The sequence below is a fragment of the Aeromonas sp. 97A genome, from assembly GCF_051919185.1.
Taxonomy (GTDB): domain Bacteria; phylum Pseudomonadota; class Gammaproteobacteria; order Enterobacterales; family Aeromonadaceae; genus Aeromonas; species Aeromonas veronii.
In genome coordinates, this window is sequence record NZ_JBQBFF010000001.1 from 2,237,372 (window position 1) to 2,250,040 (window position 12,669).

A 12,669-nucleotide genomic window follows, 5' to 3' on the forward strand; every position below is an offset into this window, starting at 1 on the left:
TGATTGTGCTTGCTGTTGGTCATCGTGTCCTCCAGCATTGTTATGTTTTGATGGCGTATAACCATGTTTTCTTTCGAGTAAAACTACGAAACAGAACTTTTCATGGCAAAAAACGCACAGAACCAGCCCGATAGAACGGCAGATTCTATCTCGATTCCAACAAGACTGCACACCAAAAAATGTTTCAGTATCTCGTTTTCAACCAAGATTCGATAGAAAACCAGAAGAGCTGTATGACCCCACCCCAAATGCGATCAAAAATCAACCTGAGCGTACTGATTGGAACAAAAATGGGGCAACCATGCTGGTTGCCCCATTTGCATTACTGGTCAGATTTGGCCTGACACAATCTTCATCTTCTGATAGTGCAAGTTAACTGAGAAAAACACTGCCATCAGTCATGTTTTGACTCATGGGCATGGGTCAGGCGCTCTTCTTTGGTGCTGTTTTTGGTGAAGTAACGCATCACCAACACGAAGAAGAGGGGTACGAAGAAGATGGCCAGTACGGTAGCGCTGATCATCCCCCCCATCACGCCGGTACCGATGGCGTTGCGGCTACTTGCACCTGCGCCGGAGCTGATCACCAGCGGCAGCACCCCGAGGATAAAGGCGAGCGAGGTCATCAGGATCGGACGCAGACGCAGGCGTGCCGCCTCCACCACCGCCTCACCCAAGCCCATCCCTTTGTCGTAGAGCTCTTTGGCAAATTCCACGATCAAAATCGCGTTCTTCGCCGACAAGCCTATGGTGGTGAGCAAGCCTACCTGGAAGTAGACGTCGTTTTCCAACCCGCGCAGGGTGGCAGCCAGAATTGCCCCCAACACCCCGAGCGGCACCACCAGCATCACCGAGAACGGAATGCTCCAGCTCTCGTAGAGGGCCGCCAGACAGAGGAACACCACCAACAAGGAGATGGCGTAGAGCGCGGGTGCCTGTGAACCGGCCTGACGCTCCTGGAAGGAGAGCCCGGTCCACTCGATGCCTACCCCTTCCGGTAGCTGTTTCACCATCTGTTCGATGGCAGCCATCGCATCACCGGTACTCTTGCCGGGCGCCGCCTCACCGACGATCTCCATCGCCGGCACGCCGTTATAACGCTCCAGACGGGGCGAACCGAAGCTCCACTCGCTGCTGGCAAAGGCGGAGAAGGGCACCATCTGGCCAGCGGCGTTGCGCACATACCAGAGCTTGAGATCTTCCGGGTTCATCCGGAAGGGAGCATCCGCCTGCAGGTAGACCTTCTTGATCCGGCCCCGGTCGACGAAATCATTGACGTAGGACGAACCCCAGGCTGCGGCCAGGGTGTTGTTGATGTCCGCGATGGAGAGCCCCTGCGCCAGCGCCTTCTCGTAGTCGATCTTGATATCGAGCTGCGGCGTATCTTCCATCCCGTTCGGGCGCACCCGCACCAGATTGGGATCCTGCGCCGCCATGCCGAGCAGCTGGTTGCGCGCCGCCATCAGCTTGTCGTGACCGATGCCGCCGCGATCCTGCAGGAAGAAGTCAAAACCGGTCGCCGTACCCAGCTCCGGGATCGGAGGCAGGTTGAAGGCGAACACTTGCGCCTCCTTGATACTGAACAGATAGCCCATGGCGCGGCCGATAATGGCATTGGCGCTTCGATCCGGGCTCTTGCGCTCGCTCCAGTCCTTGAGCTTGATAAAGGCCATGCCCGCGTTCTGGCCACTACCGGCGAAGCTGAATCCCGACACGGTCAGTACAGAGTCGACGTTATCCTTCTCGTTTTTCAGGAAGTAGTCGCGCATGTCCGCCAGCACCACCTCGGTGCGCTGCTTGGTCGCACCCACCGGCAGTTGCACCATCGACATGATGACCCCCTGATCCTCTTCAGGCAGGAAGGAGGTGGGCATCCGCATAAACAGCACCGCCAACACCGCCAGCATGGCGCCGTAGATCAGGCTGTAACGCACGCCCTGCTTGATCACCTTGCGTACACCGCGCTGATAACGGTTGGTACCGGCATCAAAGGCACGGTTGAACCAGCCAAAGAAGCCGCGCTTGGCACCAAATTCGCCATGTTTCATCGGCTTGAGCAGGGTGGCACAAAGGGCCGGTGTCAGGATCAACGCCACCAGCACCGACAGCACCATGGCCGAGACGATGGTCAGCGAGAACTGGCGATAGATGGCACCGGTCGAGCCGCCGAAGAAAGCCATCGGCACGAACACGGCGGAGAGCACCAAGGCGATCCCCACCAGTGCGCCGGTGATCTGGGTCATCGACTTGCGGGTGGCTTCCAGCGGGGAGAGATCCTCCTCACTCATCAGCCGCTCCACGTTCTCCACCACCACGATGGCGTCATCCACCAGCAGGCCGATGGCCAGCACCATACCGAACATGGTGAGGGTGTTGATGGAGAAGCCGAACGCCGCCATCACCCCGAAGGTACCGAGCAGCACCACAGGCACCGCAATGGTCGGGATCAGGGTGGCGCGGAAGTTCTGCAGGAACAGATACATGACGCAGAACACCAGGAAGATCGCCTCGATCAGGGTCTGCACCACCTCCTCGATGGAGATCTTCACGAACGGCGTGGTGTCGTAGGGGTAGACGATCTCCATATTGGCCGGGAAGTAATCCGACAGCTCATTGAGCTTGGCACGCACCTTCTCGGCGGTATCCAGCGCATTGGCGCCGGTAGCCAGCTTGATGGCGACCGCGGCGGTAGACTGGCCGTTGTAGAGCGCATCGGCGTCATAGCTTTCGCCCGCCAGCTCGACCCGGGCCACATCTTTCAGTCGTACCTTGGAGCCATCCTGATTCACCCGCAGCAGAATGTCGTTGAACTGCTCCACGGTAGATAGGCGGGTCTGACCCATGATGGTGGCGGTGAACTGCTGATCTTCCACCGACGGTGTGCCACCCAGCTTGCCGAACGCCACCTGGGCGTTCTGCGCCTTGATGGCCGCCTGCACATCACCCGGGGTCATCTGCACCCGGTTGAGCTTGTTGGGATCGAGCCACACCCGCATCGAGTACTGGCTGCCGAACAAGGTGATATCCCCTACCCCGTCCAGACGACTCAGGGGCTCCTTGATGTTGGAGACCACATAATCCGCCAGGTCGTCGTTGTTCATGCTGCCATCGCTGGAGATGAACGCCGCGACCATCAGGAAGCTGCTAGAGGTCTTCTGTACCCGGATCCCCTGCTGCTGAACTTCTTGCGGCAGCAGTGACATCGCTTGCTGCAGCTTGTTCTGCACCTGCACCTGGGCGATATCGGGATCGGTCCCCGGCTGGAAGGTGAGGGTCACCGACACCCGACCCGCGGAGTCAGACTGGGAGGACATGTAGAGCAGGTGATCCAGCCCGGTCATGTTCTGTTCGATGATCTGGGTCACCGAATCTTCCACCGTTTTGGCGGATGCGCCCGGATAGCTGGCGGAAATACCGACAGCAGGCGGCGCAATGCTCGGATACTGGGCGACCGGCAATTTGATGATGGCCAGGCTGCCCGCCAGCATGATCACCAGCGCGATCACCCAGGCAAAAATGGGTCTGTCTATAAAAAATCGAGCCATGAGGCGATTACTCCATCCTACTTGTTGGCCGGGGTGCTGGACGCAGCCTGAGCAGACTGCGCATCGGCGCCCTGCTCAGCGGGATTAACCACGGCGCCCGGTCGTACTTTCTGCAAACCAGCCACGATCACCCGCTCGCCGGAGGTGAGCCCTGACTCCACCACCCAGTTGCTGCCGACGACCCGGCTCAGTTGCACGTTGCGCAGCTCCACCTTATTGTCAGCGGTTACCACCATCACGGTGGCGCCGCCGTTGGGGGTGCGAGTCACGGCAGTTTGCGGCACCAGCAGCCCTTGCGCCCGCTCACCCTCTTGCAGGGTGGCGCGCATAAACATGCCGGGCAGCAGCAGCTGGTGAGGGTTGGGTACAATCACCCGCAGGGTCACCATGCCGGAGGTCTCGTCCACGGTCACATCGGAGAACTGCAGCGAGCCCTCTTCGCCATAAGTGGAGCCATCTTCCAGCTGGAAGGTCACCTTGGCCCCCTTCTGCTCGTCCTGAGTCAGCTTGCCCTCGGCGACCAGTCGCTTGAGGCGCAGCAGATCGGCCGTGGACTGACGCACATCCACATACATGGGATCGAGCTGCTGAATGGCAGTCAAGCTGTCAGCCTGCTGGGCAGTCACCAGCGCCCCCTCGGTCACCGCGGATTTACCGATGCGGCCACTGATGGGGGCGGTGATGCGGGTGTAACCGAGATTGATCTCGGCAGTGCGCAGGGCCGCCTTGCTCGCCATGATCTCGGCCTTGGCCTGCTTCCAGCTGGCGTCGGCGTCGTCATAGTCCTGACGGCTGATGGATTTGACCTTGAGCAGCTCCTGATAGCGCTGCGCCTTGAGGCGGGCACTCTGCTCGTTGGCCTCGGCCTTGGCCAGATTGGCCTTGGCGCTGGCGACTGCCGCCTGATAGACAGCCGGGTCGATCTGATAGAGCAGGTCGCCCGCCTTCACATCGCTTCCCTCGGTAAAGAGGCGCTTTAGGATGATGCCGCTCACCTGCGGACGCACTTCGGCCACCCGCAACGGGGCGCTGCGGCCGGTCAACTCGGTGGTCAACATCAGCGGACCGCTCTGCAGGGTCACCACGTTGACCGCCGCGGGGGGCATGTCGCCCTGTCCCTGGGGTGCGCCCCCCTTGTCACCACAACCTGCCAGCAAGCCTGTAGCCAGCAAGGCAAGACCAACTGAACGAGCAAGAATATGTTTATGCATGAAACACCTGAGCCTTTGCCAGTCAATGAACAATCAGGGCCGCATGGGCCCTGTTGGTAAATAGTCGAAAGATGAGGCAATATACATACATTCATAAATGTATGTAAGTGACTTTTTGCTTGCATGAGGCACAAATTTCGATGGCCAGACGAACCAAAGAAGAGGCGCAGCAAACCCGCTGCCACATCATGAGCACGGCGCTGGATCTGTTCTGCTCTCAGGGCCTGGCCAAGACCAGCCTGACCGACATCGCCAGGGCGGCAGACCTGACCCGCGGGGCCATCTATTGGCACTTCAAGAACAAGGATGAACTCTTCATTTCGCTCTGGCAGGAGCTCTGCAGCCCCCTCGCCCACCAGCTCGATGCCTGCCTCAATCCAGATGAGCCGGATCCGCTGGGGCAACTGCGCCTCTTCTTCGAAGGGGTGCTCCACAGCTTCATTCACAATCCGGCCCAGCGGCAGATGTTCACCATCTTGTTCAATCTCGAATCGCTGGAGGGGGAAGCCATCTCACTGCGCGAACATATCCGCAGCCAGTCCGCCAACTTCTTTCGGGACCTGGAGACCACCCTGGCCAATGCGGTACGGCGGGGCCAACTGCCCGCCAACCTCAACCTGCAGCGCGCCGCCACCCTGCTCCACTGCACCCTGGATGGCTACATCATCAACTGGCTCCACTTTCCGGGGCGGATCGACCTGCAGGGCGAATCCGCCTTTATGATAGAGAGCATGTTCACCATGCTGGCCCAGCCCCACGGGCCTGCCTGCGGCCGCTAACCGGCTCCGGCAACTCCCACCCATCCAAATCGGGGCCTGACCGCGCGTTTTGGCAGTCAGGCCCCGATTTGTTACCCTGTGCACCCCCTGCTTGAGGTAACCCCTGTGCCACACTCTGACGCCATCCCCGCTTCCCGGCCCTTGAACGACCAGCATGCCCGCGCTCGAGCGGCCTTTGTGGCACGTCTCAAACCCGGTGCTCACCTGCTCAATGGTCAATGCGGTACGGGGGAGGATCTGTGCTGGCTGCGTGCAGAAGGGTATGTGGTCACCGCCTGTGAAGCTGTGCTGGCTGACGCCAGAGTTGCCTCACAGCAATCCGGACAAGCGGTGCGGGTCTGCCCGCTGGCGAAAATGCACTCGGTGCTCCCTTACGATGGCATCTGGCTGAGCCGCCCGCTTGATAGCGACGTGGCCACCCTTGCCCCCCAGTTGCAACAGCTGGCGACCCTGCTCAAAGCGGGTGCTCCGCTCTGCTTCCCCCTGCCCCCAAGCGGCAAGATAAGTCACCATCAGCTACAGCAACTGGTCACCACATCCGGGATAGCGCTGCAACTGGCGCCGATGGAAGCCGTATCAGCCAGTACATCAGATTCCTCAAGTCAACACGCCAGCCAGTACGTCATGTTACTGCGTGGCGATCATCAGGCCACCTAACGGGCTAATTCATCACGGATTTTCCCGTTCAACGCCAAGCCGGCAGCTAGTCGGCGATCCTGGCTTTCTACAATATTTAACTCGGCGTTAACGCAGAAAAGGCAGACATAACACGGCTTACGTGTTAAAAAGTGTGATTAATATCAAATTTTAATAACAAAACAGACAATACAACCAACTCCGGATTTCCTTATGAAACTTGTCCTGAAACTCATTGCTGGCATCCTTGCCGGTCTCTTGCTCGGTCTCTACGCCCCTGAGTGGGTGGCGCGCGTGCTGTTTACGGCCAAGACAGTGATAGGTCAGCTGATCACCTTCACCATTCCGCTCATCATTCTGTTCTTTATCATGAGCGGCATCGCCAGCCTGCCGAAAAACTCCGGCAAGCTGCTGGGCAAAACCGTGGCCCTCTCCTACTGCTCCACCATTCTGGCGGGGCTGTTCGCCTTTACCGTGGCGAGCCACCTGATCCCGCAGTTCACCACCGCCGCCGAGCCCACCACGGCCACGGCTATCAAGCTTGCTTCCTACGTCAATCTGGAGATCCCGCCGCTGTTTGGCGTGATGTCGGCACTGGCCGCTGCCTTCGTGTTCGGCATCGGGATCAGCGCCACCCAGGCCACCGATCTTCGCCGGGTCGCCGATCAGGGCCGTGACATCATCGACCGCCTGCTGGCCAAGGTGATCATCCCGCTGCTGCCGTTCTATATCGCGGGCGTCTTTGTCGAGATGACGGTGGAAGGCACCGTATTCGCTACCCTGAAAACCTTTGGCGTGGTGCTGGTGATGGCGATCCTGATGCACTGGATCTGGCTCTCCGTGCTGTTTATCGGCACCGGTCTGGCCCTTGGCCGCTCACCGACCCAGCTCATCAAGAACATGCTGCCCGCCTACTTCACCGCGCTGGGTACCATGTCGAGCGCAGCCACCATTCCGGTAGCCCTGCAATCGAGCAAGAACAACGGGGTGAGCGACGGCATCGCCAACTTTACCGTGCCCCTGTGTGCCACCATTCACCTCTGTGGCTCCACCATTACCCTGGTCACCTGTGCCACCGCGGTGATGTTCCTCTCCGAGCATCTGGCCATTCCGGGCATCGAGACCATGCTCCCCTTCATCATGATGCTGGGGGTGATCATGATCGCCGCACCGGGCGCGCCGGGTGGTGGCGTGATGTCGGCGCTGGGCCTGCTCACCTCCATGCTGGGGTTTGGTGAAGCCTCCATCGCCCTGATGATCGCCCTCTATCTGGCGCAAGACAGCTTCGGCACCGCCTGCAACGTCACCGGTGACGGCGTGATTGCCCTGTGGGCGGATCGCTTCGCCAACGGTAGCGAGAGCGCAGCTCCAGTGGCCGAGGCCGAACAGGCGTAAGCTCGCCGGGATAGCCCGACCATCCTCTGCAAAACCGCAGGCCCGAACCATGTTCGGGCCTGCATCGTTTCTGTCCCCTTCACTGCTTTTGTTAGTATTCCTCCTCCCCCTCTTTACCCCTCTCTGCCGTAAACAGCATTCGCGCAGCTCTCTACACCCGACAAAATTATTGGCATATGCCACATATGAGCGTATAAATGGCTTATGCCAATTAGGAGCCACCATGCCAAGACCCAAGATTGCCCGCCAGATCTGTGGCCGCCCCGCCAACAGCTGCTTCAAACCCAACGGCCGCCCCATGCATCAGCTGGAACAGGTCACGCTGGCCCCTGACGAGTTCGAGGCACTGCGCCTCGTCGACCTTCAAGGAATGCAGCAGCAGGAGGCCGCCCAGGTGATGGGGGTCTCCCGCCAGACCCTGGCCAATATCCTGAAAAATGGGCGCTACAAGGTGGTGGAGTGCCTGAGTCTGGGCAAGGCATTGATGATGCAACCCGCCGAGCCCGACCACCCAACCAGTGGAGAAGAGCCGACATGAATGCTGTCACAACCATGACCACCAACCCCAGCAACAGCGCCCTGATGCTGAGTCAGGGGTTGCTGGCTGGCCACTTTACCCGTGCCGAGCAGCTGCAAATTCTTAACCCCGAAGGGAACGTTATCGCCACCCTGGCTAACCCGGCCGCCGCCGAAGGCTGCCACGGCAAGCAAGCGCTGCTCGACGCCCTCACCCATCATCAGGTGGGTCAGGTGGTGGTGCGCAATATCGGCGAGCGGATGCTGGGTCGCCTGCTGGCGGTCAATATCCGGGTGCTGCAGTGCCGCTCTGCCCGCCTGCCGCTGCCCGCGCTGCTGGCCCCCGCTAATCTGCAACCTCTAACCGAGGCCAGTCAGGGGCGTCCGTCTCGCCGTCATCAGAGCAAATCTGCGATCCGTGCCATCCAGCCCGTCGGCGCAGGCCAGAGTCAGAGTCAGAGTCAGAGTCAGAGTCAGAGTCAGAGTCAGAGTCATAGCCATTGTCATGGTGGTTGCAACAGTGGCTCCGATCACTGTTGCGCCAGTAGTGGCAATCAGGCAGAGAGCTCACGACAAGGCCATACTTGTTGCCACGGCAGTGAAGGCGCCAACCAGCAGGGCGGTTGCTGCCATCATCACTGATGCCATCGCCGTGCATGTCATCACCATCAAGGAGAAGAGATCATGTCCATCTGGTTGTTGAGCCTGCTCGCCTCGTTTGTGCTGATCCTGGCCATGGGCACCATCATCTGGTGGCGCCAATATCAGCTTGCCCAGAAACGGGAAGATAAAGAGGTGCGCCCCTGTGGCTGCTCCAGTGCCTGCGCGGATCACCTCTATCAGATCAGCGAGCCGACGCCCAAAAAGTAACCTGACCGCAGCCGCCATAGCCGCAGAGATAAGGTCGGCAAAATAAGGGCGCGTGAAATAGAAAAGGCGCATAAAAGGGAGGGGGCACCTGCTGGTGCCCCCTCCCTTGTTACGCTTTCCATTCATGCATGATCCGCCGTATTGCCCCTTAAGCTCATCACACACGCTCAACCCGGCTCTGCGCCGCTGGCCGGCACACTCGCAGAGCAGGCCGGATCCTGATACTGCTGATAGATGGCATAAAACTCGGCCTTGTTGTGCAGGGCTGCGGCGACACAGGCGGGATCAAACTGGCTGCCGGCATGCTCCTCCAGATAGGCAAACGCCGTCTCGAACGGCCATGCCTTCTTGTAGGGGCGCTCGCTGGTAAGGGCATCAAACACATCGGCCACCGTCACGATGCGCGCCGCCAGCGGGATCGCCTCCCCCGCCAGCCCCAGCGGATAGCCGGTGCCGTCAAAGCGTTCGTGATGGCTGGCGATGATATTGGTCAGCATGTCAGTGTGATGAATGCCATCGAGACCAAACTCGTTGATCATCAGGCTGATCATCTCCCGCCCCTTGCCGGGGTGGATCTTCATGATCTCGAACTCTTCCGGCGTCAGCTTGCCCGGCTTGAGTAAAATGGCGTCCGGCACCGCGATCTTGCCGATGTCGTGCAGCTCGGAGAAGAGGTAGATAAACTCCACCTCCTCATCGCTCAGCCCGCAAGTCGGGGCCAGCGTCTTGGCGATCAGCCGGGAGTAGGCCGACATCCGGTGCAGATGGTTGGCGGTCTCCTCATCCCGATAACGGCTGAACTCCCGCGCCGTGGTCAGCGCGCCGCCAAGGGTCTGGATGGAGAAAAACTCCACCGCAATGATGGCCGAGAGCGCCTGGGCATAGGCCGGCAGCTCGCTGCGGATCGGCTCCTCGAAGTATCCCGGCTCCATGGCATCGCAAAACAGAAAACCAAACAGCTTGCTGTTGAAGAGCAGCGGCTCGGTATAGCTGGAGGCATAACCCGCCTCCAGTACCTTGCGGCTGTGCTCCGACGCCGAGCCACGCAGGGCATCCAGATTGCCGAGCACCCGGGGCTGCTTGTGCTCCGCCAGATAACTCAGGGAGGGAACATCGCTCAGCTTCACCTCATACTGCACCAGTGGCGAGGGCCCCTCGGTGCTGTGGGCAAAGGTCTTGAGCTGATCGGTATGGGGATCGTAAATCGCGATGGCCACCCGACTCAGCTTGTCAAAGCGCTGCCTGAGCGTGGCATGTACGCTCTGCATTTTTTCGCCAAATGAACTTTCCATCGCCTTCTCCAACGGGACCCCGTGATGGAAGTATAGTAACTCCCTTTGACGCTCTCCCCGCCACAGCGTCAAAATTGACAGAAAAATCAACAAAGCAGCTTCCCCACAACAAGCCTGCATGGCAGAGGCAATAGCCCTACCAAGGGCGCGTCATCAACGACTGCTGGTACAGCCCAATCTTGCCTGGTCGGAGATATTGTTCGGTTCTGCCATGCTGGCTGTATAGTTTTTGGTTAACCATTCCGGTAAAATCCGCGCCCTTAAAGAAGAGCCACCTAAGAGTGATTGAGCGATGTCCAACACAAAACAGGCCCCCAAAGTAGGATTCGTCTCCTTGGGTTGCCCCAAAAACCTGGTCGATTCAGAACGCATCCTGACCCAGCTGCGTACCGAAGGGTACGATGTGGTGCCCAGCTATGACGATGCCGAGCTGGTCGTCGTCAACACCTGCGGCTTTATCGACAGCGCGGTGCAAGAGTCGCTGGAAGCGATCGGCGAAGCGCTGGCTGAGAACGGCAAGGTCATCGTCACTGGCTGCCTTGGCGCCAAAGAGAATCAGATCCGCGAGATCCACCCCAAGGTGCTCGAGATCACCGGCCCCCACGCCTATGAAGAGGTGCTGGGTCACGTCCACAAATATGTGGAGAAGCCGCAGCACAACCCCTTCACCAGTCTGGTTCCGGCCCACGGCGTCAAGCTGACCCCGCGCCACTACGCCTATCTGAAGATTTCCGAAGGCTGCAACCACCGCTGCACCTTCTGCATCATCCCCTCCATGCGTGGTGATCTGGTGAGCCGCCCCATCGGCGACGTGCTGGCAGAAGCCAAGCGCCTGAAAGAGGCGGGCGTGAAGGAGCTGCTGGTGATCTCCCAGGACACCTCCGCCTACGGCGTCGATGTGAAGCACCGCACCGGTTTCTACGACGGCATGCCGGTCAAGACCAGCATGGTCGCCCTGTGCGAAGAGCTGGCCAAGCTCGACATCTGGGTGCGCCTGCACTACGTCTACCCCTACCCGCACGTGGATGACGTCATCCCGCTGATGCGCGATGGCAAGGTACTGCCCTACCTCGATATTCCGTTGCAGCACGCCAGCCCGCGCATCCTGAAACTGATGAAGCGCCCGGGTACCGTCGAGCGCACCCTGGAGCGGATCCAGAAGTGGCGCGAGATCTGCCCACAGATCACCCTGCGCTCTACCTTTATCGTCGGCTTCCCGGGCGAGACCGAGGAAGATTTCCAGATGCTGCTGGACTTTATCGACAAGGCGGAGCTGGATCGCGTCGGCTGCTTCAAATACAGCCCGGTCGAAGGGGCGCTGGCCAACGAGCTGCCGGATCCGGTACCGGAAGAGATTCAGGAAGAGCGCTTCCAGCGCTTTATGGAGCTGCAACAGCAGGTCTCCATCCGCAAACTGGCTCGCAAAGTGGGTCAGGAGATGACTGTTATCATCGACGAAGTGGACGAAGAGGGCGCCACTGGCCGCTCTTTTGCCGATGCGCCGGAGATCGACGGTCTGGTCTACCTCAACGGCGAAACCAGCCTCAAGCCGGGGGACATGGTCAAGGTGCGGATCGACGAATCTGACGAATATGACCTGTGGGCCAGCCTGATCAGCTAATTGAGGCCTTACCAGCCAAATGAAAAAAGCGCCTGCGGGCGCTTTTTTATTGGCTGAATGTCGCAGGCAAAACCGCTGGCCTAGCTCAAATCATGGAGCGCCTTGCCAAGGGGCGGCGTGAGGCGCAAGTCAGAGAAGCGCACCGCCAGCCCCTGCCGCTCCGGCGTGCAGCACATCACCCCGATAAAACAGCGCTCGCTTGGCGGGAACGAGGCGAGGCGCAGCAGCGGCCACACCTTGCCATCGGTGGAGTATTGCAAACGCAGGCAATCGGCCAGCCGGGTCAGCCGCAGCCAGAAGCGGCGCGGATTGCCGGGGAAAATACCGGTGGCCCAGTCAGAGCGCGGATTGGTCAGCACGCTGCCGATCATCGGCTGGGCATCGTTGTACTCGATGCCCGCTTTCAGCCAGTGCGCCTCGTCTAGTAGCAGCATCATCCCCGCCTGATCGTAGAGGGTGGTGAACTCCCCCTCGACGCAGACCTGAAAGGTAAACTCCCCCGCCACCTCGCAACCATAGAGATGGCCGCTGTGGCGCTCGAAGCCATACCAGGTACTGCGCCAAAAATCGGTCTGCTGGTCTGTCACCACCTGCAAGCCATCGCTGGTCTGGTGCCACTCGGCCGGCTCATTGAGCCAGCGCCATTCCATCCCTTCCATCATTCCTGCTTTGCTCCCTTATCGCGCATAATCCCGCAAAAATGGGGCTCGCCAACGCCTCGTCCGGTCACGACTGGTCATGGCTGCGCCTCTGCGGAACCCATAAAAGGAGTCAATAGTGTCGCTATTGCCGCCCCGATACAAGG

The 12,669-nt window shown here is 59.7% G+C and carries 11 protein-coding genes; 7 read left to right on the top strand and 4 right to left on the bottom strand.

The features are described 5' to 3' along the window. Positions 1–394 precede the first annotated feature (394 nt). Together ACTG27_RS09915 and ACTG27_RS09920 are read right to left on the bottom strand one after the other, a co-directional pair. On the bottom strand, positions 395–3,544 hold the full coding sequence (locus ACTG27_RS09915) for an efflux RND transporter permease subunit (RefSeq protein WP_439979598.1): 3,150 nt from the start codon (positions 3,542–3,544) through the stop codon (positions 395–397). Positions 3,545–3,561: 17 nt separating this feature from the next. Continuing rightward, positions 3,562–4,755, bottom strand: coding sequence for an efflux RND transporter periplasmic adaptor subunit (locus tag ACTG27_RS09920; RefSeq protein ID WP_439979599.1), 1,194 nt, complete (start codon positions 4,753–4,755; stop codon positions 3,562–3,564). A 140-nt stretch (positions 4,756–4,895) separates the two neighbouring features. On the opposite strand from ACTG27_RS09920, the gene ACTG27_RS09925 reads away from it, so the two are divergent. The 6 genes from ACTG27_RS09925 to ACTG27_RS09950 all read left to right on the top strand — a co-directional run bounded on the left by ACTG27_RS09925 (position 4,896) and on the right by ACTG27_RS09950 (position 8,951). Further along, on the top strand, positions 4,896–5,534 hold the full coding sequence (locus ACTG27_RS09925; RefSeq protein ID WP_005359187.1) for a TetR family transcriptional regulator: 639 nt from the start codon (positions 4,896–4,898) through the stop codon (positions 5,532–5,534). Positions 5,535–5,639: 105 nt separating this feature from the next. Then, complete coding sequence (locus tag ACTG27_RS09930) at positions 5,640–6,191, top strand: hypothetical protein (RefSeq protein ID WP_439979600.1); 552 nt, start codon at positions 5,640–5,642, stop codon at positions 6,189–6,191. A 192-nt stretch (positions 6,192–6,383) separates the two neighbouring features. Next, entirely contained in the window at positions 6,384–7,565 is a 1,182-nt protein-coding gene (locus ACTG27_RS09935) for a dicarboxylate/amino acid:cation symporter (protein WP_439979601.1), read from the top strand. 223 nt (positions 7,566–7,788) lie between these two features. Next, complete coding sequence (locus ACTG27_RS09940; RefSeq protein ID WP_439979602.1) at positions 7,789–8,103, top strand: DUF134 domain-containing protein; 315 nt, start codon at positions 7,789–7,791, stop codon at positions 8,101–8,103. After that, complete coding sequence (locus tag ACTG27_RS09945; protein ID WP_439979603.1) at positions 8,100–8,723, top strand: NifB/NifX family molybdenum-iron cluster-binding protein; 624 nt, start codon at positions 8,100–8,102, stop codon at positions 8,721–8,723. Before ACTG27_RS09940 ends, ACTG27_RS09945 begins: the two co-directional genes overlap by 4 nt. 42 nt (positions 8,724–8,765) lie before the next feature. Beyond that, positions 8,766–8,951 (top strand): hypothetical protein, encoded by a 186-nt coding sequence (locus ACTG27_RS09950; protein WP_005338109.1) that lies wholly within the window; start codon positions 8,766–8,768, stop codon positions 8,949–8,951. Between the two features lie 167 nt (positions 8,952–9,118). Here the strand turns inward: ACTG27_RS09950 and ACTG27_RS09955 are convergent, their stop codons facing one another. Continuing rightward, entirely contained in the window at positions 9,119–10,243 is a 1,125-nt protein-coding gene (locus tag ACTG27_RS09955; protein ID WP_439979604.1) for an HD-GYP domain-containing protein, read from the bottom strand. A 292-nt stretch (positions 10,244–10,535) separates the two neighbouring features. On the opposite strand from ACTG27_RS09955, the gene rimO reads away from it, so the two are divergent. Then, on the top strand, positions 10,536–11,864 hold the full coding sequence (rimO, locus tag ACTG27_RS09960) for a 30S ribosomal protein S12 methylthiotransferase RimO (RefSeq protein ID WP_216958579.1): 1,329 nt from the start codon (positions 10,536–10,538) through the stop codon (positions 11,862–11,864). 80 nt (positions 11,865–11,944) lie between these two features. Here the strand turns inward: rimO and ACTG27_RS09965 are convergent, their stop codons facing one another. Further along, entirely contained in the window at positions 11,945–12,526 is a 582-nt protein-coding gene (locus ACTG27_RS09965) for a DUF1349 domain-containing protein (protein ID WP_439979605.1), read from the bottom strand. Between the last annotated feature and the right edge of the window lie 143 nt (positions 12,527–12,669).